Consider the following 22,519-nt stretch of genomic DNA (forward strand, 5'->3'; position numbering starts at 1 on the left):
CGGCTCGGGCAGTTGGGGATATCCACGGTCGGTGCCGACCGGCAGCTGGTCCGGCGCACGCAGAGCCTGATCGCCGAGTCCCCGGACGAGTACGTGCTGCTCGGCCTGCAGACCCGCGGCAGCGGTGTGGTCGTACAGGACGGACGGACCGCGGTGCTGAAGCCCGGGGAGTTCGCCCTGTACGACACGACCCGCCCGTACACGCTGGACTTCCCGGATTGTTTCGAGACGGTGGTCTTCCAGATGCCGCGGCGGGCGCTCGGGCTGGCCTCGTCCGACCTCCGGCGCATCACCGGTGTGACGATCGGTCCGGAGCAGGGTCTGGTCGGCATCGTCCTGCCGTTGCTGTCGAAGCTGGCGGCCGAAGCCGGTTCGTACCAGCCCGAGATCGGCGAACTGCTGGCCCGGAACGTGTCGGACCTCCTCACCACCCTGCTCACCGAGCGCCTCGGCCAGGACACCGCATCGCTGGACGCCGCGCGGCACACCCTGCTGCTGCGGACCCGGGCGTTCATCGATGCCCGTCTGGCGGACCCGGCGCTGTCGGCGGAGACGGTCGCCGCCGCCCACCACATCTCGGTACGGCACCTGCAGCGTCTCTTCCAGGCGGAGGGGACGACGGTGAGCGAATGGATCCGTTGCCGCCGCCTCGAGGCGTGCCGGCGTGAACTCGGCCGCCCCCGCCGGAGCAGACCGGCGGTGGCCGCGGTGGCCCAGCGGTGGGGGTTCGTCAGCCCCGCCCACTTCAGCCGGGCGTTCCGGGCCCACTACGGCATGTCCCCGCGTGAATGGCAGGCCCTGGCGGATGGAACCGGCAGGTACGACTGAGCCGTTCGTTCACCTCTTGACAGGCAGCCGGGTGGCTGGATTACTGGACCGCACCCAGCGCTAACCGAATGTTCGGTCGGGGAGTGAGGTGGTGGAGAAGTGACGCGGGTCGGTAACGCGGTTCCGGCAGTGACGATGTTCGCCGCGGACGAGGCGTCCCGGAATCTGGGGATCGAGCTGCTGGAGCACGGCGAAGGGACCGCCGTACTCCGGATGACGGTGACTCCTCGATATGACGGTGACTCCTCGATGGTGAACGGACACGGGATCGCCCACGGCGGCTACCTGTTCCTGCTGGCCGACACCGCTTTCGCCTGCGCCTGCAACAGCCACGGCCCCGTGACGGCCGCGGCGGGCGCCGACATCGCCTTCGTCGCACCCGCGCACGTGGGCGATGTGCTCGTCGCGAGCGCCGAGGAACGCACACGGTTCGGCCGCAGCGGCATCTATGACGTGACCCTCCGGCGGGGCGGTGCCGTGATAGCGGAGTTCCGCGGACGCAGCCGCAGCATCCGAGCCGCCGCCCCCGAGAACACCGACAAGTGCGAGACGGCGCACAGCACGACGGGCTCGACGACGAAGGAGTCGCGATGAGCAGCGAACGGACGGCACCGGCGGCACCGGCTGCCGCGGCACCGGTCTTGACGGCCCCGGGACCACGGCTCGGTCAGCCGCTCCCCCACGACCTGCTGGACGACGCCGAGCGGATGACCCGTGAGCAGCTGCGGGAACTGCAACTCGCCCGGCTGCGGGCGACGTTGCGGCACGCCTACGACAACGTGGAGCAGTACCGGAAGAAGTTCGACGAGGCCGGGGTCGAGCCCGCCGATTGCCGCTCACTGGAGGATCTCTCCCGGTTCCCTTTCACCACCAAGGCGGACCTGCGCGACACCTACCCGTTCGGCATGTTCGCGGTCCCCATGTCCGAGGTCCGCCGCGTCCACGCCTCCAGCGGCACCACCGGTCGCCCCACCGTCGTCGGCTACACCGAGGAAGACCTGTCCATGTGGGCCGACGTCGTGGCCCGCTCGATCCGCGCCGCGGGTGGCCGCCCCGGTCACAAGGTGCACGTCTCCTACGGCTACGGGCTGTTCACCGGCGGCCTCGGCGCACACTACGGAGCCGAACGCGCAGGCTGCACGGTGATCCCCGCCTCCGGCGGCATGACGGCCCGCCAGGTGCAGCTCATCCAGGACTTCCGGCCCGAGATCATCATGGTCACCCCGTCCTACATGCTCACCCTCCTCGACGAGTTCGAGAAACAGGGCATCGAACCGCGTGACAGCTCGCTGCAGGTGGGCATCTTCGGCGCCGAGCCGTGGACCGAGGAGTTGCGACGCGAGATCGAGGAACGCGCCGGCCTGCACGCCGTCGACATATATGGCCTGTCCGAGGTGATCGGCCCTGGTGTCGCGCAGGAGTGCGTGGAGACCAAGGACGGACTGCACGTGTGGGAGGACCACTTCTACCCCGAGGTCGTCGACCCCGTCACCGGCGAGGTCCTGCCCGACGGCGAGGAGGGCGAGCTGGTGTTCACCACCCTCACCAAGCAGGCGCTGCCGGTCATCCGTTACCGCACCCGTGACCTGACCCGGCTGCTGCCCGGCACCGCCCGGCCCGCCTTCCGCCGCATCCAGAAGATCACCGGCCGCAGCGACGACATGATCATCCTGCGCGGGGTCAACGTCTTCCCCAGCCAGATCGAGGAAATCGTGCTGCGCACCCCTGCCGTCGCCCCGCACTTCCAGATCCAGCTCACCCGGCAGGGCCGCATGGACCACATGACCGTCCAGATCGAGGCCCGCCCCGGCACCGGCCCCGAACACCGGAAGTCGGCCGCCGAACAGATCGCCCAAGCCGTCAAGGACGGAGTCGGCATCACCGTCGAGGTGACGATCGTCGACCCGGAGACCCTGGAACGCTCCGTGGGCAAGCTCCGCCGCGTCAAGGACCTCCGCCCGTCGTGAGCGCCGCGGGGTGCCGTGCATCGCAAGGCGCCGGAGAGCCCTGGATGGGGGTGCCCCCTGCTCGAGCGGAGCCGAGAGCTTGGAGGAGGAGCTACCTGGGCTTTTCGGCAACGCGGCGATGGGGGTGCCCCCTGCTCGAGCGCAGCCGAGAGCTTGGGGGAGCGGTGCCAGGCCGCGCGACCCGGGCGGGCATAGTGCAAGGACCCCTTACTCCAGCGAGTCGTTCACCGTGGCCAGCGGCACCGCGTACAGGACCCTTTCGGGGACCGGTTCCGGCTCCCGGCGGCCCGCCTGGTTGGTGGCGCGCCCCGTGAGGGTCCACAGTTCGCCGGTCTCGGGCGAGTAGGAGAGCGACTCCGTGTGCTGCCCCCAGCAGGCGCGCGAGCCGTCGGCGCTGCACTTGGCCGCCTTGGCCCCGCCGGTGTCCTGCCGCCACAGTGTCCCGCGTTTGCCGCCGTCCTCCGGCGCGTAGCCGGTGTACCAGGCGGCCCGCGCGGCCCCGTCCGGCCGGTGGGAGAGCACTCCCTGCAGTCCGGTGGTCTCCGTGGTGAGGGTTTCGTCGGCGTCGACGTTCCCTGCGGAGTCGGTGTCGAGCAGGCCGGTGCTGGTGCTGGCGGTGCTGTAGTCGTAGCGCCAGAGGCGGGTGGGCCGTTCGCCGTCGGATCCGGTCGACTCGCTCGCCACCAGGCTGACCGGGGTGGAGGTGCGGTCGAGCGAGACCGAGCCGAAGCAGGGCACCTCGTCGCCGGTCGTCACGTCACACGTGCCACCGGCGGCGCGGTAGGAGCCGACGGACGGCAGGACGTACTGGTAGCCGTGGGCCGACCAGCCGCCGCTGACCCTGCCGACCGCGTCACTGTCGACATCGGTCCGCAGGATGCGGTCCATGTCGAAGACGAGGAGGGCGTTGTCGCGTGTGGCGCCGTCGCGGGCGGTGACGATCAGTTTGTCCTGGTACCAGGCCATTCCGCCGAGCCCGGCGCGGACCGCGGCGAAGTCCTTGCCACCGTCTCGCGGGGCGACGAGCAGCACCCAGCGGTACTTGAGGTTCTTAGGGTCGCCCGCGTCGATGACGGCGATCCGGGCGAGCCCGTCGTCCTCGTCGGGGAGGTCCGCGTTCTGGTCGTTGTGGGTCCAGCCGGAGAGGATGACGCGGTCGTCGCCCCACCTGCCGTCGCTGTAGGCGTCGCCGGAGGTGGTGACCGACTGGGGCAGCCACTGCTGGGTGGCGGCGTCGGACTCGTCCCAGCAGTACGCGCGGGTCGGCGCCGGTTCGACGGGCAGCGCGGCCTTCTCCGTGGCGTCGCAGTCGCTCGCGTTGCGCAGGGAGCGGTCCGCGTCGCGGAGCACGGTGGCCACCGGGACGCTGCCGCCCATCTCGCGCTGCAGGGTGTCGAGGGCGTTCCGGTCCTCGAGGTGCTCGTGGAGGCGCAGCTTCTCGAGACCGGTGGAGGAGGTGAGCGGGCTCAGCGGGCCGGGGTTGTCGGTCCCGGCGGCCTGGGACGTGGAGACCAGGGTGGCGGCGGCGGTCAACGCGAGCGCGGTACCTGCCAGCACACCCCGCAGGGCACGCCCTCGTCTGCGGCGGCGGTGCCTGCCTCGGTACGTCATGCGTCCTCCCGTGGGGGCCAACCGTCCCGTGTGCTCCGGGGGTTGGGGGCGGATCAGTGGGGCTGGGTGGCCTGGGGGGTCGATGGTACGTCAGTTTTCGGGCGGTGGGCAGGGGAAATGGCCAGCTCGTCGGTTTCCCGGAGGGTGGTGAGGGGAAGACGGCCGGGTTTGGGCGCGGGTCTTCGGAGAGCCGGGCCGCGTGTGACGGGCTTTGTGGAGGACCCAACTCCGTTCCTTCGCACGCGTGTCCGCCATGAAGTTGGCCGAAAAGGCGGCGGAGCTGGGAGACTTCGGCGCGGATCATGCCTGTGCGGGACGGGCCGTCGAGGTGATGCTGTTCCTTGGGGGTCGCCTTGTCGTGCCTCGCCCCGCACGGGGGTGGTGCCGAGTCGGCGCAGCACCACCCCCCTCTGAGAGGCCGGGCCGAGCCGGGCCGGCGCACGGCGGCAGCCGGCGTGAGCACGGCGCACGGCGGCCTCCGGCGTGAAGGGTTGAGCGCGTCGCATCCGTCACGACCACCGAAACCGCCGAAGCGAAGGCCGCCGCGACCCCGACCGTGACTGGGAGCGGGCGCCGTGGAGCGGACCCTCCGGCACTCGACCCCGGGTTGCTGGAGATGGTGCCCGGGGGACGCCACTGTGCCGTCGACCGGTGGGCGGCCGAGGCGGGCATCCTGCTCCAGGCCGAGGGCCGGCCCACCAGCGGTGTCGTCGTGAAGTCAGCTCGCGGGGCGCGCCCGGTGGACCACCGAGGCGAGGTCGAGGGACCCCGGCAGCGTGCCGAAGGCCAAGCCGCCGTCGCCGCCCAGCCGGGACGCGCAGAACGCGTCCGCGACCTCGGACGGCGCGTACCGGACGAGCAGTGAGCCCTGGAGGACCAGCGCCATCCGTTCCACGAGCCGGCGCGCCCGTCCCTCGATGCCCTCCAGATCGGCGAGTTCGGTCAGCAGGTCCTTGATCGCACCGTCGAGCCGGTGGTCGGCGCCCCGCGCCAGTCCCACCTCCCGCAGCAGCGCGTCCAGCGCCTGCGGTTCGCGCTGGAGGGCACGCAGGACGTCCAGGGCCTGGATGTTCCCCGCGCCCTCCCAGATGGAGTTGAGCGGGGACTCGCGCACCAGGCGGGCCATCTGGAAGTCCTCGACGTAGCCGTTGCCGCCGAGGCACTCCGACGCCTCCACCGTCACCGGCGGGCAGCGCTTGGTCACCCAGTACTTCGCGGCCGGCACCGCGAGCCGCAGGAACGCCCGCTCCTGCTCGCCGCCGTCGTCGTAGGCCGCCGCTAGCCGCAGCGCGAGCGTGGTGGCCGCCTCCGACTCCAGGGCCAGATCGGCCAGTACGTTGCGCATCAGCGGTTTGTCGATCAGCCTGCCGCCGAACGCCTCCCGGTGTGTGCAGTGGTGGACCGCCTGGGCCACCGCCTGCCGCATCAGCCCGGCCGCGCCGAGCACACAGTCCAGCCGGGTCGCCGCCACCATCTCGATGATGGTGCGCACCCCGCGCCCCTCCTCGCCGACCCGTCGGGCCCAGGTCCCCTGGAACTCGACCTCGCCGGAGGCGTTGGACCGGTTGCCCAGCTTGTCCTTCAGCCGCTGGATCAGGAAGACGTTGCGGGTGCCGTCCTCGAGGACTCGCGGGACGAGGAAGCAGGTCAGTCCGCCCGGCGCCTGCGCGAGCACCAGGAACGCGTCCGACATGGGCGCCGAGCAGAACCACTTGTGGCCCGTGAGCTCGTACGTGCCGTCCTCGGCCAGCGGCCGCGCGGACGTGGTGCCCGCCCGTACGTCGCTGCCGCCCTGCTTCTCCGTCATCCCCATTCCGAACAGCACACCGGCCTTCGTCGCGGCCGGGCGCAGCCCCTGGTCGTAGATCATCGAGGTGAGCCGGGGCTCCCACTCGGCCGCCAGGACGGGATCGGTGCGCAGGGCGGGCACCGCCGCGTGGGTCATCGAGAGCGGGCAGCCGTTGCCGGCCTCGACCTGCGTCCACACGATGAACGCGGCGGCCCGCCGGAGGTGACCGGCGGGCCGCACCCAGGCCGCGGTCAGCCCGGCCCCGACGCCCTTGCCGAGCAGCCGGTGCCAGGACGGATGGAACTCGACCTCGTCGACGCGGTTGCCGCAGCGGTCGTGGGTGCGCAGTTTCGGCGGGTTCTCGTTGGCGAGCCTGCCCCAGTCCTGGAGCTGTACCGAGCCCGCGCTGCGGCCGAGCCCGGACAATTCGTCCATGGCCTCGTCCAGCAGGGCCGGGTCGACGTACCGCTCGACGCCTTCGGTGAGGGCCCGGTCCGCTGCGAAGACGTCATATCCGACCAGCGGTGGAGCCTGGTTGGTCACGGTGTGGGTGGTGACTGCCATACGGATACGGTAAGGACGTGCACCAGGCAAAAGAAACACCCGGCGGGCCGGAGTCGTCCGGGCCCGATGGGCCGGAGGCGTCCGGCCGTCTCCACCGCGCCCGCGCGCTCTACCGGAACGTCTCCAAGCGCAGGACCGCCTGGCTGCTGCTGAAGGACACCGTCAACTCCTGCATCGAGTACCGCATCCTCGGCCTCGCGGCCGAGGCCGCCTTCTTCTCCCTGCTGTCGGTGCCGCCGCTGCTGCTGAGCATCATCGGCCTCCTCGGCTACGTGGACGACTGGACCGGCGCCGACACCATCGCCAGCCTGGAGAGCAATCTGCTGGAGGCCGCCCGCACGGTCCTGTCCGACAAGGGCGTCACACAGATCGCGCAGCCGATCCTCGACGACGTGACGAAGGGCGGCCGGCCCGACATCATCTCCATCGGCTTCCTGATCGCCCTGTGGTCGGGGTCGCGGGCCGTGAACGTCTTCATCGACACGATCACCGTGATGTACGGGCTGGACGGCGTCCGCGGCATCGTCAAGACCCGACTGCTGGCCTTCCTGCTGTTCCTCGTGGCGCTGGTGATCGGCTCGATCGCGCTGCCGCTGATGGTGGCGGGCCCGGACGCGGTGGTGCGCATCGCCGGGTCCACCACGGTCGTGCAGGTCCTTTACTGGCCGACGGTGATCCTGCTGTCGATCGTCTTCCTCACGACGCTCTACCACGTGTCGGTGCCGGTGCGCTCGCCCTGGGTGGAGGACGTCCCGGGCGCCCTGGTGGCCCTCGGGATGTGGGTGCTCGGCAGCTTCCTGCTGCGGATCTACCTGACGAACACGGTGGAGGGCCCGACGATCTACGGCTCTCTGGCCGCCCCGGTCGCCGTCCTGCTGTGGATCGGTGTGTCGGCCTTCGCGGTGCTGGTCGGCGCCGCCGTGAACGCGGCCATCGACCGGGTCTGGCCGGCCGCCGCCACCGCCGCGGCGCGCGCCGCCAACGAACGGCTGCGCGAGGCGGAGGCCGCCGAGGTCGTGGCCCGCGCGGTCGCGGCCCGCTCCGCCGGGCCCGAGGACCCGGAGGACCCGGACATGCCGTCCGAGTTCCCGGAACGCTGGTCCCGCTTCCTCCCCCCGGAGGACGTCACGGGCCGGCTGCGCGCCCATGCGAAGACCAACCCGAAGAACGGGGAGCAGCCGCCGGAGTCGTAACAGGGAGCAGCCGCCGGAGTACTGGCGGGAACCGAGGCGGGTGCGGTCAGACCGTCCAGGCCGTCCCCGTCGCCTGCTCGCGGACGAAGTCCGCGAAGTCCCGGGGCGGACGGCCGAGAACATCGCTCACCCCGTCGCAGACGTGCGCGTTGCGCCCGTCGAGCAGGGTCTCGAAAACGTCCTCCAGGAAGGCGGTCTCCTCGGCCGGCATCCCGGACTCGGCCAGCATGACCCCGAACTCCTTCACCGACACCGGCACATAGCGGATCTCCCGCCCCACCGCCGCCGAGATCTCCCCCAGGGCCTCCCGGAAGGACAGCAGCCGGGGCCCGGTGACCTCCAGCGTGCGCCCCGCGTACGAGCCGTCGGTCAGCGCCGTCAACACCACGTCCGCGATGTCCCGCACGTCGACGAAGGGCTCCTGCACCTCCGCGGCCGGGAACACGAACTCCCCGCCCCGCACCCCGTCCACCAGCGGCCCCTCGCTGAAGTTCTGGTGGAACCAAGCGGCCCTGACGACGGTCCAGTCGGCGCCCGAGTCCCGCACCGCCCGCTCGGCGGGCAGCGCCTGCTCCTCACCGCGGGCCGAGAGCAGCACGAGCCTCCGCACACCGAGCCCCACGGCCCGGCGGGCCAGCGCGCCCACGGTCTCCGCGGCGGACGGCGCGCCGATGTCCGGTGTGTACACCAGGTAGGCGGCGTCGGCGCCACGCAGCGCCGCGTCCCACGTACCGGGGTCGTACCAGTCGAACCGCACCGCTCCCCCGCGCGAGGCCGCCCGTACGTCCAGCCCCGCCGCGCTCGCCGCCTCGGCCACCCGGCGCCCGGTCCGCCCGGTTGCGCCCGTCACCAATACCGTCATGTCCCGCGTGTCTTGCGTGTTCCGCGTGTTCGCCGTTTTCTGCGTCATGCCCCCAGTCAACGGCCGGGCGCGGCAAGGGAACATCGCCGAACCTCTCGTTCCCATAAGCGCGCGTCTAACCTGAGGGCATGGACGCCCTCGCAGGTCTGCTGGACGGTCCCCGAGCACGTGGCGCGTTCATGATCCGCGCCTGTTTCGAGCCGCCGTGGGCGGTGCGGGTCGAGGACCGGGCCCCGCTGACGATCATGCTCATGGTCCGGGGCGGCACCTGGATCACCCCGGACGAGGGAGAGTCGGTACGGCTGCGGGCCGGCGACCTCGCCATCGCCCGCGGCCCGGCCCCGTACACCTGCGCCGACGACCCGGCGACCGAGCCGCACGCGGTCATCCTGCCGGGCGGCGAGTGCTTCTACCCCGACGGGCGGCCGATGTCCGGGCGCATGGACCTGGGCGTCCGCACCTGGGGCCAGCGGCTCGACGGGTCCGATGTGATGCTGATCGGCACCTACACCATGCGGGGCGAGATCAACGGCCGCCTGCTGGACGCCCTGCCGCCGCTGCTGTCGCTGACCGCCGACGACTGGCAGTGCCCGCTCACCCCGCTGCTGTGCGAGGAGATCGTGCGCGACGAACCCGGCCAGGAAGTGGTCCTGGACCGGCTGCTCGATCTGCTGGTGATCGCCGCGCTGCGGGCCTGGTTCCAGCGTCCTCAGGCTGCGGCGCCCGCCTGGTACCGGGCGCTCGCCGACCCCGTGGTGGGCCGGGCGCTGCGGCTGCTGCAGGACGATCCCGCGCACCCGTGGACGGTGGCGGCGCTCGCCGCGAAGACCGGCGTCTCCCGGGCCGCGCTGGCGCGCCGCTTCACCGAACTCGTGGGCGAGCCCCCGATGACGTATCTCACCGGCTGGCGCCTGGCCCTGGCCGCGGACCGGCTGCGGGACACGGACGACACCCTCGACGCCATCGCCCGTCAGGTCGGGTACGGCAGTTCGTTCGCGCTGTCCAGCGCGTTCAAGCGGGTGTACGGGGTGAGCCCACAGGAGCACCGGGGGCGCGCGGTGTAAGGACCCCTAAAGGGACCGTCCGTTGCTTGAGACGCGCCGCGTAGCCTTGCGTACGTGTACCAGGAGCGGGCATCGCGGCTGACGGGCGCGGTGGTGTGGACGAACGAGCCGTCCGGTTCGGGCGCCGGGCCTACGCTGCCGGTCCTGCCCGACGGCTGCATGGACCTGATGTGGAGCGAGGGCACGCTGCTGGTCGCCGGTCCGGACACCCACGCCCATTTTCCGCAGGGCGAGCCGACGACCCATGTGGGTGTCCGCTTCTATCCCGGCACCGCTCCGGCCCTGCTGGGTGTGCCCGCGCACGAACTGCGCGACCGGCGGGTGGGACTGGGCGATCTGTGGCCCGCCGCCGAGGTGCGCCGGCTCACGGCCCGGGTGAACGCGGCGGCCGATCGCGGGGCCGCGCTGGAGGCATTGGCCCTGGACCGGGCGACCGGCGCCCCGGGGCCGGATCCGCTGCTGGCCGCGGTCGTGGCCGCGCTGCGGGCCGGTCGCGCGGTGGGCGCGACCGCCGACGAACTGGGCTTCGGCGCCCGGCAGTTGCACCGCCGCTCGCTCAACGCCTTCGGCTACGGACCGAAGACGCTGGCCCGGGTACTCCGATTGCAGCGGGCGCTCGCGCTGGCGCGGACCGGGCTGCCGTACGTCGAGACGGCGGTCCGCACGGGCTTCGCGGACCAGGCCCATCTCGCGCGGGACGTAAGGGAGCTGGCGGGGATGCCGCTGGGCGAGCTACTGCGCCGGTAGGGGCGCGAACAGGTCGACACCGTTGCCGTCCGGGTCCAGCACGACCGCGTACCGCTGCCCCCATACGGCGTCCCACGGCTTGTGCTCACCGCGGTAGCCGGCGCCGACCAACTCCTCGTAGACCTGGTCCACTTCGGCCGGTCCGTCACAGAGCAGGGCCAGCGAGGTCCGGCCCCCGCCGGTCGGCGGATGCCACTGGGGTGCGAAGGAGCGCACGGTCTCCTCGGTGTCGATCATCAGCCGCAGCCCGCTCGGCAGTTGGGCCTCGGCGTGCGGCTGCTCCTCGGATCCCTCGGGGAACGCGAACCCGAGACGGCGGTAGAAGGCGAGGGAGGCGGCCATGTCGGAGGCGACCAGTCCGATCGCGTCGAGTCGTGGAGTCATACGGCCACCGTAGGGAGGGCCCCGGGGCGCGTCTTGAAGGAATCGGACAGCGACGGGCGGCGGAAGGGATCGGACAGCGACGGCCGGTGAAGGAATCGGAAAGCGACGGCCGGCGCATCGAACCGTCCGGCACGTGTGAACGCGGGGTACCGGCCAGGGCGGCGGTCCCCCTCCGCAGGTGCGGCCGGCGGTCCGCGTCCGCAGGCTCCGGGCGGCCCCCGCCCGACCCCGGGCGGCATACCCGCCCGCAGGGCGGCGGTCCGCGTCCCGGCGGTGGCCCCGGCGTCGAGAGGTACGGGCGAAGGACGCCCATGCGCCTCCGGTCACCGCACCAGCAGCCGGCAGTGCCGCTCCGAGCGGGCGCCTGCCCAGGGGTGCGCTCGCACGGGTGACCGCCGCTTGGGAGCGGGGTCCGCTTCGTGGTTCGCTGGCCGTATGAGCATCACTGTCACGACCTGGTCGCTGGAGCAGACCTCCCCCGGCGACCTGCTCCCGGCCGCGTCGCCCGGCGAACACGTCCGGGTCACACGAGCCGAGGTGTCCTCGCCCGAGTTCAGCCGGTTCCTGTACGCGTCGGTCGGCGGTGACATCCGCTGGACGGACCGCCTCGGCTGGACCTACGCGCAGTGGGAGGAGGCCCTGAGCGCACGGGGTACGGAGACCTGGGTCGCATACGAGAAGGGAACACCCGCGGGCTATGTGGAGCTCCAGGCGCAGGACGAGGGGGTCGTGGAGATCGTCTACTTCGGGCTGATCCCGGGTTTCCGCGGGCGTCGCATCGGCGGCCATCTGCTGTCGTACGGAACGAGCCGCGCCTGGGACCTCGCGGACCGCTGGCCGGGGCGCGCGCCCACCAAGCGGGTGTGGCTGCACACATGCACCAAGGACGGGGAGCACGCCATGGACAACTACCTCCGGCGCGGTTTCAAACTCTTCGACACCAAGGTGGAGGAGGAGCCGGACGTCGCGACGCCGGGTCCCTGGCCGGGTGCCCACACCGGCTGACCTGGGACAAGACCGCGCACACCGGTTTGCGCCCGGCCCAAACCCGAATACCCTGTGACCGACGCCACCCTTGTCTCACTGTTCGGGACAAGGGTGTCCACATGATGGACGACGGTGGACGCTCCGGAGATCCCCGTGACACGCTTCCGTCATGTCTGGAACTGGAATCGCCTTGGTGAGTCGGCGGCACGTCGACCTCGGCCGCATGTCCAGCGCCATCTGTCCGGCGGTCTGACGCGCTGTCCACAGAGGCCTCCGGCCCCGGACGGTACCGCCGATTCACCCCTTTCGCTCCCCCTCCCGTGCGCAACGACGCACACCCCCCGTACGGCGCGCACCCGTCTCACGCGCGCCCGTGCGCAGGTAGAGCCGTCACCCCGCCTGTTCCGCAGTCCCGAAGGACGTATCAACCATGGCCGCCACCCCGCAGAATCCCGCCGCGCCCCGCCGCAAGGTGAGCCGTCACCGCGGCGAGGGTCAGTGGGCCGTGGGTCACTTCACCCCGCTCAACGGCAACGAACAGTTCAAGAAGGACGACGACGGTCTCAATGTGCGGACACGCATTGAGACGATCTACTCCCGGCGGGGCTTCGACTCGATCGACCCCAACGATCTGCGCGGCCGGATGCGCTGGTGGGGGCTGTACACCCAGCGCAAGCCCGGGATCGACGGCGGCAAGACCGCGATCCTGGAGCCGGAGGAGCTGGACGACGAGTACTTCATGCTGCGCGTCCGCATCGACGGCGGCCGGCTGACCACCGAGCAACTGCGGGTCATCGGCGAGATCTCGCAGGAGTTCGCGCGCGGCACCGCGGACATCACCGACCGGCAGAACGTCCAGTACCACTGGATCCGGATCGAGGACGTGCCCGAGATCTGGAACCGGCTGGAGGGCGTGGGCCTGTCCACCACCGAGGCCTGCGGTGACACGCCCCGCGTGATCCTCGGTTCGCCCGTCGCCGGGATCGCCGAGGACGAGATCATCGACGGCACCCCGGCGATCGAGGAGATCCAGCGCCGGATCGTCGGCAACAAGGCCTTCTCCAACCTGCCCCGCAAGTTCAAGTCCGCGGTCTCCGGCTCGCCGCTCCTCGACGTGGCGCACGAGATCAACGACATCGCCTTCGTCGGTGTCAACCACCCCGAGCACGGCCCCGGTTTCGACCTGTGGGTTGGCGGCGGTCTGTCCACCAACCCCAAGCTCGGTGTCCGGCTCGGCACCTGGGTCCCGCTGGACGAGGTCCCGGACGTCTACGAGGGCGTCGTCTCCATCTTCCGCGACTACGGCTACCGGCGGCTGCGCACGAGGGCCCGTCTGAAGTTCCTCGTCGCGGACTGGGGCGCGGAAAAGTTCCGTCAGGTCCTGGAGGACGAGTACCTGAAGCGCAAGCTGGTCGACGGCCCGGCCCCCGCGCAGCCCGTCGAGCGCTGGCGCGACCACGTAGGTGTGCACCGGCAGAAGGACGGCCGTTTCTACGTCGGTTTCGCCCCGCGCGTCGGCCGGGTGGACGGCACCACGCTCACGAAGATCGCCGAGCTGGCCGAGGCGCACGGCTCCGGACGGGTCCGTACCACCGTCGAGCAGAAGATGATCGTGCTCGACGTCGAGGAGTCGCAGGTGAACTCCCTCGTGGAGGGTCTGGAGGCGCTGGACCTCACCACCAGGCCGTCCCCGTTCCGGCGCGGCACCATGGCCTGCACCGGGATCGAGTTCTGCAAGCTGGCCATCGTCGAGACCAAGGCCCGCGGCGCCTCCCTCATCGACGAACTCGAGCGCCGCATCCCCGAGTTCGACGAGCCGATCACCATCAACATCAACGGCTGCCCGAACGCCTGCGCCCGTATCCAGGTCGCGGACATCGGTCTCAAGGGGCAGCTGGTACTCAACGACCAGGGCGAGCAGGTCGAGGGCTTCCAGGTGCACCTGGGCGGCGCCCTCGGCCTGGACGCCGGCTTCGGCCGCAAGGTCCGCGGCCTGAAGGTCACTTCGGAGGAGCTTCCCGACTACGTCGAGCGCGTGCTCAAGCGGTTCCAGGCGGAGCGCGAGGACGGCGAGCGGTTCGCGACCTGGGTCACCCGCGCATCCGAAGAGGCACTGTCGTGAGCGAGCGTGCCGCCCCGTTCTACTGCCCCTACTGCGGCGACGAGGACCTGCGTCCCAGCGAGCAGGGTCACGGGGCGTGGGAATGCGGGGCCTGCAATCGAGCCTTCCAGCTGAAGTTCCTCGGGCTGCTGGCCCGGGGGCTCCAGCGAGCCGACAGCGGAGGGGACGACATATGACCACCGTCCAGCGCGAACAGGACGAGCAGACGGATCAGGATTCCCAGGAAGACCGGGCGAGCGCCGACCTGAAGGCCCTCGCCGAGCAGGCCGGGCGCGACCTCGAGGACGCCTCCGCGCTGGAGATCCTCCAGTGGGCCGCCGACACGTTCGGCAAGAAGTTCTGCGTCACCTCCTCCATGGAGGACGCCGTGGTCGCCCACCTCGCGTCCCGCGCCATGCCCGGCGTGGACGTCGTGTTCCTCGGCACCGGCTACCACTTCCCGGAGACCATCGGCACCCGTGACGCGGTCGAGGCCGTGATGGACGTGAACGTCATCACCCTCACCCCGCGGCAGACCGTGGCCGAGCAGGACGCCCAGTACGGGCCGAAGCTGCACGACCGCGACCCCGACCTGTGCTGCAAGCTGCGCAAGGTCCAGCCGCTGGAGCAGGGTTTGACGAAGTACGACGCGTGGGCGACCGGGCTGCGCCGCGACGAGTCGCCGACCCGGGCCAACACCCCGGTCGTCGGCTGGGACGACAAGCGCCGCAAGGTGAAGATCTCCCCCATCGCCAAGTGGTCACAGGAAGACGTGGAAGCCTATGTGGCCGAGCACGGAGTCCTCACCAATCCGCTGCTGATGGACGGCTATGCCTCCGTCGGCTGCGCGCCCTGCACCCGCCGGGTCCTCGAGGGCGAAGACGCGCGCGCCGGCCGTTGGGCGGGCCGCTCCAAGACCGAGTGCGGGCTCCACGAATGACCGACCTCCAGGAGAGCCAAGTGACGACCGGAGCCACCGTCTGGCTCACGGGTCTGCCGAGCGCCGGCAAGACCACCATCGCCTACGCGCTGGCCGAGCGGCTGCGCGCCGACGGCCACCGTGTCGAGGTCCTCGACGGCGACGAGATCCGTGAGTTCCTCACCGCCGGCCTCGGCTTCAGCCGCGAGGACCGGTTCACCAACGTGCAGCGCATCGGCTTCCTCGCCGATCTGCTCGCCCGCAACGGCGTCATGGCGCTGGTGCCGGTGATCGCGCCGTACGCGGACAGCCGGGAGGCCGTGCGCAAGCGCCACCAGGCCAGCGGCGCCGTCTACCTGGAGGTACATGTGGCTACGCCGGTGGAGGTGTGCTCCGAACGCGATGTGAAGGGGCTGTACGCCAAGCAGGCCGCGGGTGAGATCTCCGGGCTGACCGGCGTGGACGACCCGTACGAGGCGCCGGTCGCGCCCGACCTGCGGATCGAGTCGCAGGACCAGTCCGTGGAGGAGTCCGCCACCGCGGTTCACAAGCTGCTCGTGGAAAGGGGACTCGCATGACGACCGTGGCCACAGTCAGGGAAGGCACCGGGAACCCGTACGCCCTTTCACACCTGGACGCGCTGGAGTCCGAGGCGGTGCACATCTTCCGTGAGGTGGCGGGCGAGTTCGAGCGGCCGGTGATCCTGTTCTCCGGCGGCAAGGACTCCATCGTCATGCTGCACCTCGCGCTGAAGGCGTTCGCCCCCGCCGCCGTCCCCTTCTCGCTGCTGCACGTGGACACCGGCCACAACTTCCCCGAGGTCATCGAGTACCGCGACCGCACGGTGCAGAAGCACGGGCTGCGTCTGCACGTGGCCTCCGTGCAGGACTACATCGACCGCGGTGTCCTGCGCGAACGCCCCGACGGCACCCGCAACCCGCTGCAGACCGTCCCGCTGACCGAGAAGATCCAGACCGAGCGCTTCGACGCCGTGTTCGGCGGCGGACGCCGCGACGAGGAGAAGGCACGGGCCAAGGAGCGGGTGTTCTCCCTCCGGGACGAGTTCTCCCAGTGGGACCCCCGCCGCCAGCGCCCCGAGCTGTGGCAGCTCTACAACGGCCGCCACGCTCCCGGCGAGCACGTCCGGGTCTTCCCGCTGTCCAACTGGACCGAACTCGACGTCTGGCAGTACATCGCCCGGGAAGGCATCGAACTGCCGGAGATCTACTTCGCGCACGAGCGGGAGGTCTTCAAGCGGGCCGGCATGTGGCTGACCGCCGGTGAGTGGGGCGGCCCGAAGGACGACGAGACGGTCGAGAAGCGCCTCATCCGCTACCGCACCGTCGGCGACATGTCCTGCACCGGCGCCGTCGACTCCGACGCCACCACACTCGACGCCGTCATCGCCGAGATCGCCGCCTCCCGGCTCACCGAACGCGGCGCCACCCGCGCCGACGACAAGCTCTCCGAGGCCGCGATGGAAGACCGCAAGCGCGAGGGGTACTTCTAGCCATGAGCACCATCACGACCGAGGAACTCATCTCCACCACCCTCCTGCGGTTCGCGACGGCCGGTTCGGTCGACGACGGCAAGTCCACCCTCGTCGGCAGGCTGCTGCACGACTCCAAGTCGGTCCTCGCCGACCAGCTGGAGGCCGTGGAGCACGCTTCCCGCAACCGCGGGCAGGAAGCCCCGGACCTGGCCCTCCTCACCGACGGGCTGCGCGCCGAGCGCGAGCAGGGCATCACCATCGACGTCGCCTACCGCTACTTCGCCACCCCGCGCAGGCGCTTCATCCTCGCCGACACGCCCGGCCACGTGCAGTACACCCGCAACATGGTGACGGGTGCCTCCACGGCCGAGCTGACGGTGATCCTCGTCGACGCCCGCAACGGCGTCGTCGAGCAGACCCGCCGCCACGCCGCGATCGCGGCGCTGCTGCGGGTCCCGCACGTCGTCCTCGCCGTCAACAAGATGGACCTGGTCGACTACCAGGAGTCCGTCTTCGCGGAGATCGCCGAGGAGTTCACGGCGTACGCGACGGAGCTGGGCGTGCCGGACGTCACCGCGATCCCGATCTCGGCGCTCACCGGTGACAACGTGGTGGACGCTTCCGCGAACATGGACTGGTACGGCGGCCCGACGGTCCTGGAGCACCTGGAGACGGTCCCGGTCAGCCATGACCTCGCGCACTGCCACGCCCGCCTCCCCGTGCAGTACGTCATCCGCCCGCAGACGGCCGAGCACCCGGACTACCGGGGCTACGCGGGCCAGATCGCGGCCGGCACGTTCCGGGTGGGCGACAGCGTGACGGTGCTGCCGTCCGGCCGCACGACCACGGTCTCCGGCATCGACCTGCTGGGCGAGCCGGTGGACGCGGCCTGGACCCCGCAGTCGGTGACCCTGCTGCTGGCGGACGACATCGACATCTCGCGCGGTGACCTGATCGTGCCGAGCAAGGACGCGCCCGCGACCACCCAGGACGTCGAGGCGACCGTCTGCCACGTCGCCGACCAGCCGCTGACCGTCGGACACCGGGTGCTGCTCAAGCACGGCACCCGCACGGTGAAGGCGATCGTCAAGGACATCCCGTCCCGGCTGACGCTGGACGACCTCTCGCTCCACCCGCACCCGGGGCGGCTGGTCGCCAACGACATCGGCCGGGTGAAGATCCGCACCGCGGAGCCGCTGCCGGTCGACTCGTACGCGGACTCGCGGCGGACCGGTTCGTTCATCCTGATCGACCCGGCCGACGGCACCACGCTCACCGCCGGGATGGTCGGCGAGTCGTTCGCCTCCCCGGAGCCGGTCAAGGACGAGGCCGAAGACGACGGCTGGGACTTCTGACCATGAACTCGATCGACGTCTACTCGACGTTCGCGAAGGAGGGCGGCCGCGTGGGAAGCGGCGCCGTCGGGAGCGGGCAGGGCGGAGTGCCGCGATGTGCGCGCTGACGTACGCGCGACGAAGACCCCTGCCGATCCTCCCGGCCACGACCTGAGACACCGTGACCGCCGGGCCGACGAGAGGAACGACCTCCCGTGCCTGCCAAGCGCACCTCCCTCCTTCGCCGCGGTGTTGCGGTCGTGGCCGCTCTGCCGCTGCTCACGCTCGCCGCTTGCGGGTACGGGTCCCAGGCCAAGGACGACAGCTCCCAGCAGAAGGTCGCCGCCGGGGCGAAGAAGATCGACGGCCTCGACTCCGTGAAGATCGGCTACTTCGGCAACCTCACCCACGGCACCGCGCTGGTGGGGCGCCAGCAAGGGATCTTCCAGAAGGCGCTCGGGGCCACGAAGGCCGAGTACGCGACCTTCAACGCCGGCCCCTCCGAGATCGAGGCCCTCAACTCGGGCTCCATCGACATCGGCTGGATCGGCCCCTCCCCCGCGATCAACGGCTACGCCAAGTCCGCCGGCAAGAACCTGCGCATCATCGGGGGCTCGGCGTCCGGCGGTGTGAAGCTGGTGGTGAACCCGGAGAAGATCAAGTCCCTGAAGGACGTCAAGGGCAAGAAGATCGCCACCCCGCAGATCGGCAACACGCAGGACGTGGCGTTCCTCAACTGGGTCGCGGAGCAGGGCTGGAAGGTCGACGCGGAGAGCGGCCAGGGTGACGTCTCGGTGGTCCGCACCGACAACAAGATCACCCCGGACGCCTACAAGTCCGGCTCGGTCGACGGCGCCTGGGTGCCCGAGCCCACCGCGTCCAAGCTGGTCGCGGAGGGCGCGAAGGTGCTCCTCGACGAGGCCGACCTGTGGCCCGGCAAGAAGTTCGTGATCACGAACATCATCGTGTCGCAGCAGTTCCTCAGCGAGCACCCGAAGGTCGTCGAGGCCGTGCTGAAGGGCTCGGTGGAGGCCAACAAGTGGATCGCCGCCAACCCCGAAGAGGCGAAGGCAGCGGCGAACGCGCAGCTGAAGGTGGACTCCGGCAAGGAGCTGCCGGCCGAGGTGATCGACCCGGCGTGGAAGTCGATCCGGTTCACCGACGACCCGCTGGCGTCCACCCTCAACACCGAGGCGGAGCACGCCGTCAAGGCCGGTCTGCTGGAGAAGCCCGACCTCGACGGCATCTACGACCTGACGCTGCTGAACAAGGTCCTCAAGGCCGAGGGCGAGCCCGAGGTCGACGACGCCGGTCTCGGCGTCGAGTAAGCACACATCCCGATGACTTTCCAGGAGGTGACGACCATGGCCACCACTTTCGCCAAGGCCGCGGACGGCACGCAGGCGACCACCGAGTACGCCGCCCGTATCGAGCACGTCTCGAAGTCCTTCGCCGGGCCCGCCGGGCAGCAGCTCGTCCTCGACGACATCACCCTCGATGTCGCACCGGGTGAGTTCGTCACCCTCCTGGGAGCCTCGGGGTGCGGCAAGTCGACGCTGCTGAACCTGGTCGCGGGCCTCGACGCCCCGTCCGCCGGCAGCATCACGACCGGCGGGCGCCCGGCCCTGATGTTCCAGGAGCACGCCCTGTTCCCGTGGCTGACCGCGGGCAAGAACATCGAACTCGCCCTGAAGCTCAGGGGAGTTCCCAAGAACGAGCGGCGCGGCCGGGCCGAGGAGCTGCTGGAGCTCGTCCGTCTGAAGGGCGCGTACGGCAAGCGTGTCCACGAACTGTCGGGCGGTATGCGCCAGCGGGTCGCGCTGGCCCGCGCGCTCGCCCAGGACAGCAAGCTGCTGCTGATGGACGAGCCGTTCGCGGCGCTGGACGCCATCACCCGTGACGTGCTGCACGACGAGCTGACCCGGATCTGGCGCGAGACGAACCTGTCGGTGCTGTTCGTGACGCACAACGTGCGCGAGGCGGTCCGGCTCGCGCAGCGCGTGGTGCTGCTGTCCTCGCGCCCGGGCCGGGTGGCACGCGAGTGGCGGGTCGACATTCCGCAGCCGCGCCGCATCGAGGACTCCGCGGTGGCGGAACTGTCCGTCGAGATCACCGAAGAACTGCGTGGGGAGATCCGCCGCCATGGCCAGCACTGAGCCCAGGACGGACGCGGTCGTCAACGACGCGGCCGTCAAGGACCGCAACGATCTGGCGGGGCTCGAAGCGGGTCTGGACGCGCTGGAGACCGTACAGTCCAACCGTGCCTCGTTCCGTCAGACCTTCACCCAGAAGATACTGCCGCCCATCGTCGCCGTCGCGCTGGTGCTGGTGGTCTGGCAGGCGCTGATCACGTTCAAGGTCGTCGACGATCCGACGAAGCTGCCCTCGCCCGGTGATGTGTGGGGTGAGGTCGAGGACGCCTGGTTGCAGGGCACCCTGCTCGGCTACATCTGGACGAGCGTCTCGCGCGGGCTGCTGGGCTTCCTGCTGGCCCTCGCCATCGGTACCCCGCTGGGGCTGCTGGTCGCCCGGGTGAGGTTCGTGCGCGCGGCGATCGGCCCGATCCTGTCCGGTCTGCAGTCGCTGCCGTCGGTGGCCTGGGTGCCGCCGGCCGTGATCTGGCTCGGCCTGAACGACTCGATGATGTACGCGGTCATCCTGCTCGGCGCCGTCCCGTCCATCGCCAACGGGCTGGTCTCCGGCGTCGACCAGGTGCCCCCGCTGTTCCTGCGGGCCGGCCGCACCCTCGGCGCCACGGGGCTCCGCGGGACCTGGCACATCGTGATGCCGGCCGCGCTGCCCGGCTATCTGGCGGGTCTGAAGCAGGGCTGGGCGTTCTCCTGGCGTTCACTGATGGCCGCCGAGATCATCGCGTCCTCGCCGGAGCTCGGCGTGGGCCTGGGCCAGTTGCTGGAGAACGGCCGCAACACCAGTTCCATGTCGATGGTGTTCCTCGCCATCCTCCTCATCCTGATCGTCGGTATCGCCATCGACCTGCTGATCTTCAGCCCGCTGGAGCGGTCGGTGCTGCGCAGCCGCGGTCTCCTCGTGAAGAGCTGAACGCCGATGCGACGTCCGGTACTCCTCGTCATCGCCCACGGCAGCCGCGACCCGCGGCATGCCCGGACCGTGCACGCCCTCGTGCGGCGGGTACGGTCGCTGCGCCCCGGGCTGCGCGTGGAGACCGGATTCCTGGACTTCAACGTCCCTTCGGTACAAGGGGTGCTGGAGTCACTGGCGGCGGACGACGACGTACGGGACGTGGTGGCCCTGCCGCTCCTGCTCACCCGCGCGTTCCACGCCAAGGCGGACATCCCGGCGGTGCTGCGGGAGGCGCCCGCGCGGCTGCGGATCCGGCAGGCGGAGGTCCTGGGGCCGTCCCCGCTCCTCCTCGGGGCCCTGGAACGCCGCCTGTACGAGGCGGGCCTGACGCCCGCCGACAAGTCCTCGACCGGGGTCGTGCTGGCCTCGGCGGGGTCCACCGACCCGGAGGCGATCGCAGTGATCGCAGAAATCGCGCGGGAGTGGCGGCACACCGGTTGGTGCGCCGTGCGGCCTGCGTTCGCCTCCGCATCCCTTCCGCGCACCCAGGACGCCGTGCGCGAGCTGCGGGCCCTCGGCTGTGCGCGGGTCGCGGTCGCCCCTTATGTCCTGGCCCCCGGGTTCCTGCCGGACCGCATCGCCCGGGGTGCGGCGGAAGCGGACGTCCTCGCGGACGTGCTGGGGCCGGCGCCGGAGGTGGCGCGGGTGCTGCTGCAGCGGTACGACGAGGCCCGGCGGCCCGCGCTGGCGGCGCTGGGCGCGTAGCACCTGGTTCTCGCCTGCCGCGTCAGTCGAAGCTCAGGCTCCCCGTCCGGATTCGCTTGAGTTCGAAGAAGTCGGGGTGGCGTGCCAGCACCCGGAAACTGTCGAAGAGTTCGGCGTCCTGTGGGCGGGATCCCCCGCCCCCGGCGCTCCGCCGGTGCCGGGTTGGGAGACCGAGTTCGGCGAGGGACTCGGCGACCACGCTGCCGCGGCGCACGACCCCGGGTACGACGAAGCCGTCCGACGCAGCCATAGGTGACCCGGAACGTCTTCGCTTCGGGCAGCACCGCGCCCTTGCCCCCGGCGCTGAGACGCATGCGCACCCAGCCGCAGCCGGGCACCTTCACCTGCGCCCACCGCCGGTTCAGCTTCCGCACCACGACCGAGCGGCCCATGACCTGCTTACCGGTCTTCGCGTTCAGCTTCGGCGAGCCGTCGTCGTTGTACTCGGGCACACGGTCGGTGCCGATGACGCGGAAGCCCTCGTGCCGGTACTTCTTGCGCCAGGTCGGCTCACCGAACCCGCAGGTGAAGCGTGCGTTCTTGGCCTTCGCGAAGTCCTTCAGCGCTTGTTGCTGCACATCCGCGTTCCCGGCGCCCAGCCACGCGCTTTCCCGTCGGGCCTCGGTCAGCTGGCGGCACTGCTCGGCGAAGCCAGGCGCGGGTTTGCGCCCCCTGCGCCAGTGCGCGTGCTGCTCGACGGCGAGGTTGTCGGGTGGCCGGGGCCCGTCACCGGGTCCCCGGCGTCAGAACCGTACGTGCGGGTCGTCCCCGCATACGGCTCAAGCAGAACCCACGGGCGCGTTTGCTTTGCGTCCGGTCCTCCTGTCATGGGCCTCGTGGTGCTGCCGATGGCAGTCGGCGTGTACGAGC

The 22,519-nt window shown here is 71.0% G+C and carries 22 protein-coding genes and 1 pseudogene; 18 read left to right on the plus strand and 5 right to left on the minus strand.

The genetic code is table 11. The features are described 5' to 3' along the window. Nucleotides 1-12 precede the first annotated feature (12 nt). The 3 genes from EF387_RS35010 to paaK all read left to right on the plus strand — a co-directional run bounded on the left by EF387_RS35010 (nt 13) and on the right by paaK (nt 2,795). Nucleotides 13-828 carry a helix-turn-helix domain-containing protein gene (locus EF387_RS35010; protein WP_238431868.1) on the plus strand — a complete coding sequence of 272 codons (816 nt, stop codon included), beginning with the start codon at nt 13-15 and terminating at the stop codon, nt 826-828. Between the two features lie 135 nt (nt 829-963). Next, on the plus strand, nt 964-1,422 hold the full coding sequence (gene paaI, locus EF387_RS35015) for a hydroxyphenylacetyl-CoA thioesterase PaaI (RefSeq protein ID WP_128380649.1): 459 nt from the start codon (nt 964-966) through the stop codon (nt 1,420-1,422). Then, nucleotides 1,419-2,795 carry a phenylacetate--CoA ligase PaaK gene (gene paaK / locus EF387_RS35020; RefSeq protein ID WP_128380617.1) on the plus strand — a complete coding sequence of 459 codons (1,377 nt, stop codon included), beginning with the start codon at nt 1,419-1,421 and terminating at the stop codon, nt 2,793-2,795. Before paaI ends, paaK begins: the two co-directional genes overlap by 4 nt. Before the next feature lie 207 nt (nt 2,796-3,002). Here paaK and EF387_RS35025 read toward each other — a convergent pair whose 3' ends face one another. Further along, a complete protein-coding gene (locus EF387_RS35025) occupies nt 3,003-4,406 on the minus strand; it encodes a hypothetical protein (RefSeq protein ID WP_128380618.1) in 1,404 nt (467 codons plus the stop codon). A gap of 718 nt (nt 4,407-5,124) precedes the next feature. Further along, nucleotides 5,125-6,759 (minus strand): acyl-CoA dehydrogenase family protein, encoded by a 1,635-nt coding sequence (locus EF387_RS35030; protein ID WP_128380619.1) that lies wholly within the window; start codon nt 6,757-6,759, stop codon nt 5,125-5,127. Between the two features lie 17 nt (nt 6,760-6,776). On the opposite strand from EF387_RS35030, the gene EF387_RS35035 reads away from it, so the two are divergent. Further along, entirely contained in the window at nt 6,777-7,952 is a 1,176-nt protein-coding gene (locus EF387_RS35035) for a YihY/virulence factor BrkB family protein (RefSeq protein WP_128380620.1), read from the plus strand. A gap of 46 nt (nt 7,953-7,998) precedes the next feature. Here EF387_RS35035 and EF387_RS35040 read toward each other — a convergent pair whose 3' ends face one another. Beyond that, on the minus strand, nt 7,999-8,814 hold the full coding sequence (locus EF387_RS35040) for an NmrA family NAD(P)-binding protein (RefSeq protein WP_238431869.1): 816 nt from the start codon (nt 8,812-8,814) through the stop codon (nt 7,999-8,001). A gap of 128 nt (nt 8,815-8,942) precedes the next feature. Between EF387_RS35040 and EF387_RS35045 the strand changes: the two genes are divergently transcribed. Beyond that, on the plus strand, nt 8,943-9,878 hold the full coding sequence (locus EF387_RS35045) for an AraC family transcriptional regulator (RefSeq protein ID WP_128380622.1): 936 nt from the start codon (nt 8,943-8,945) through the stop codon (nt 9,876-9,878). Nucleotides 9,879-9,932: 54 nt separating this feature from the next. After that, the gene (locus EF387_RS35050; RefSeq protein ID WP_128380623.1) at nt 9,933-10,625 is read left to right on the plus strand and encodes a helix-turn-helix domain-containing protein; all 693 of its coding nucleotides are present in this window, start codon (nt 9,933-9,935) and stop codon (nt 10,623-10,625) included. On the opposite strand, the gene EF387_RS35055 is transcribed toward EF387_RS35050, so the two are convergent. Next, nucleotides 10,611-11,009: a VOC family protein gene (locus EF387_RS35055; RefSeq protein WP_128380624.1), complete on the minus strand. Its 399-nt coding sequence runs from the start codon at nt 11,007-11,009 to the stop codon at nt 10,611-10,613. The two genes, EF387_RS35050 and EF387_RS35055, sit on opposite strands and share 15 nt — an antisense overlap. 435 nt (nt 11,010-11,444) lie before the next feature. On the opposite strand from EF387_RS35055, the gene EF387_RS35060 reads away from it, so the two are divergent. The 12 genes from EF387_RS35060 to EF387_RS35110 all read left to right on the plus strand — a co-directional run bounded on the left by EF387_RS35060 (nt 11,445) and on the right by EF387_RS35110 (nt 21,649). Beyond that, entirely contained in the window at nt 11,445-12,014 is a 570-nt protein-coding gene (locus tag EF387_RS35060; RefSeq protein ID WP_128380625.1) for a GNAT family N-acetyltransferase, read from the plus strand. Between the two features lie 151 nt (nt 12,015-12,165). Then, nucleotides 12,166-12,249, plus strand: a complete 84-nt coding sequence (locus tag EF387_RS49790) for a putative leader peptide (protein ID WP_317774501.1) — start codon at nt 12,166-12,168, stop codon at nt 12,247-12,249. A gap of 177 nt (nt 12,250-12,426) precedes the next feature. After that, nucleotides 12,427-14,118 (plus strand): nitrite/sulfite reductase, encoded by a 1,692-nt coding sequence (locus EF387_RS35065; protein WP_128380626.1) that lies wholly within the window; start codon nt 12,427-12,429, stop codon nt 14,116-14,118. Next, the gene (locus tag EF387_RS35070) at nt 14,115-14,294 is read left to right on the plus strand and encodes a hypothetical protein (protein WP_128380627.1); all 180 of its coding nucleotides are present in this window, start codon (nt 14,115-14,117) and stop codon (nt 14,292-14,294) included. The genes EF387_RS35065 and EF387_RS35070 overlap by 4 nt, the downstream gene beginning before the upstream one ends. Continuing rightward, nucleotides 14,291-15,037: a phosphoadenylyl-sulfate reductase gene (locus EF387_RS35075; RefSeq protein ID WP_128380628.1), complete on the plus strand. Its 747-nt coding sequence runs from the start codon at nt 14,291-14,293 to the stop codon at nt 15,035-15,037. Before EF387_RS35070 ends, EF387_RS35075 begins: the two co-directional genes overlap by 4 nt. Next, entirely contained in the window at nt 15,034-15,594 is a 561-nt protein-coding gene (gene cysC / locus EF387_RS35080) for an adenylyl-sulfate kinase (protein ID WP_128380629.1), read from the plus strand. Before EF387_RS35075 ends, cysC begins: the two co-directional genes overlap by 4 nt. Further along, nucleotides 15,591-16,526, plus strand: a complete 936-nt coding sequence (gene cysD, locus EF387_RS35085; RefSeq protein WP_128380630.1) for a sulfate adenylyltransferase subunit CysD — start codon at nt 15,591-15,593, stop codon at nt 16,524-16,526. Before cysC ends, cysD begins: the two co-directional genes overlap by 4 nt. Nucleotides 16,527-16,528: 2 nt before the next feature. Beyond that, nucleotides 16,529-17,863, plus strand: a complete 1,335-nt coding sequence (locus EF387_RS35090) for a sulfate adenylyltransferase subunit 1 (RefSeq protein WP_128380631.1) — start codon at nt 16,529-16,531, stop codon at nt 17,861-17,863. Nucleotides 17,864-18,057: 194 nt separating this feature from the next. Further along, nucleotides 18,058-19,170, plus strand: coding sequence for an aliphatic sulfonate ABC transporter substrate-binding protein (locus tag EF387_RS35095; protein ID WP_128380632.1), 1,113 nt, complete (start codon nt 18,058-18,060; stop codon nt 19,168-19,170). A gap of 36 nt (nt 19,171-19,206) precedes the next feature. Beyond that, nucleotides 19,207-19,998, plus strand: a complete 792-nt coding sequence (locus EF387_RS35100) for an ABC transporter ATP-binding protein (RefSeq protein WP_128380633.1) — start codon at nt 19,207-19,209, stop codon at nt 19,996-19,998. Continuing rightward, nucleotides 19,985-20,902, plus strand: a complete 918-nt coding sequence (locus EF387_RS35105) for an ABC transporter permease (protein WP_128380634.1) — start codon at nt 19,985-19,987, stop codon at nt 20,900-20,902. Before EF387_RS35100 ends, EF387_RS35105 begins: the two co-directional genes overlap by 14 nt. Nucleotides 20,903-20,908: 6 nt before the next feature. After that, on the plus strand, nt 20,909-21,649 hold the full coding sequence (locus tag EF387_RS35110; protein ID WP_128380635.1) for a sirohydrochlorin chelatase: 741 nt from the start codon (nt 20,909-20,911) through the stop codon (nt 21,647-21,649). A 22-nt stretch (nt 21,650-21,671) separates the two neighbouring features. On the opposite strand, the pseudogene EF387_RS35115 reads toward EF387_RS35110, so the two are convergent. After that, nucleotides 21,672-21,764: pseudogene (locus tag EF387_RS35115) on the minus strand (disulfide bond formation protein DsbA); the annotation flags it as partial. Nucleotides 21,765-22,519 lie beyond the last annotated feature (755 nt).

It is taken from the genome of Streptomyces cavernae, from assembly GCF_004023625.1.
GTDB lineage: Bacteria > Actinomycetota > Actinomycetes > Streptomycetales > Streptomycetaceae > Streptomyces > Streptomyces cavernae.

Coding starts and splice junctions, on each gene's coding strand:
- EF387_RS35065 (WP_128380626.1), top strand. CDS start 12,427: ATGGCCGCCACCCCGCAGAATCCCGCCGCGCCCCGCCGCAAGGTGAGC.
- EF387_RS35030 (WP_128380619.1), bottom strand. CDS start 6,759: ATGGCAGTCACCACCCACACCGTGACCAACCAGGCTCCACCGCTGGTC.
- EF387_RS35075 (WP_128380628.1), top strand. CDS start 14,291: ATGACCACCGTCCAGCGCGAACAGGACGAGCAGACGGATCAGGATTCC.
- cysD (WP_128380630.1), top strand. CDS start 15,591: ATGACGACCGTGGCCACAGTCAGGGAAGGCACCGGGAACCCGTACGCC.
- EF387_RS35090 (WP_128380631.1), top strand. CDS start 16,529: ATGAGCACCATCACGACCGAGGAACTCATCTCCACCACCCTCCTGCGG.
- EF387_RS35025 (WP_128380618.1), bottom strand. CDS start 4,406: ATGACGTACCGAGGCAGGCACCGCCGCCGCAGACGAGGGCGTGCCCTG.
- EF387_RS35105 (WP_128380634.1), top strand. CDS start 19,985: ATGGCCAGCACTGAGCCCAGGACGGACGCGGTCGTCAACGACGCGGCC.
- cysC (WP_128380629.1), top strand. CDS start 15,034: ATGACCGACCTCCAGGAGAGCCAAGTGACGACCGGAGCCACCGTCTGG.
- EF387_RS49790 (WP_317774501.1), top strand. CDS start 12,166: ATGTCTGGAACTGGAATCGCCTTGGTGAGTCGGCGGCACGTCGACCTC.
- EF387_RS35110 (WP_128380635.1), top strand. CDS start 20,909: ATGCGACGTCCGGTACTCCTCGTCATCGCCCACGGCAGCCGCGACCCG.
- EF387_RS35045 (WP_128380622.1), top strand. CDS start 8,943: ATGGACGCCCTCGCAGGTCTGCTGGACGGTCCCCGAGCACGTGGCGCG.
- paaK (WP_128380617.1), top strand. CDS start 1,419: ATGAGCAGCGAACGGACGGCACCGGCGGCACCGGCTGCCGCGGCACCG.
- EF387_RS35100 (WP_128380633.1), top strand. CDS start 19,207: ATGGCCACCACTTTCGCCAAGGCCGCGGACGGCACGCAGGCGACCACC.
- EF387_RS35060 (WP_128380625.1), top strand. CDS start 11,445: ATGAGCATCACTGTCACGACCTGGTCGCTGGAGCAGACCTCCCCCGGC.
- EF387_RS35040 (WP_238431869.1), bottom strand. CDS start 8,814: ATGACGGTATTGGTGACGGGCGCAACCGGGCGGACCGGGCGCCGGGTG.
- EF387_RS35055 (WP_128380624.1), bottom strand. CDS start 11,009: ATGACTCCACGACTCGACGCGATCGGACTGGTCGCCTCCGACATGGCC.
- paaI (WP_128380649.1), top strand. CDS start 964: ATGTTCGCCGCGGACGAGGCGTCCCGGAATCTGGGGATCGAGCTGCTG.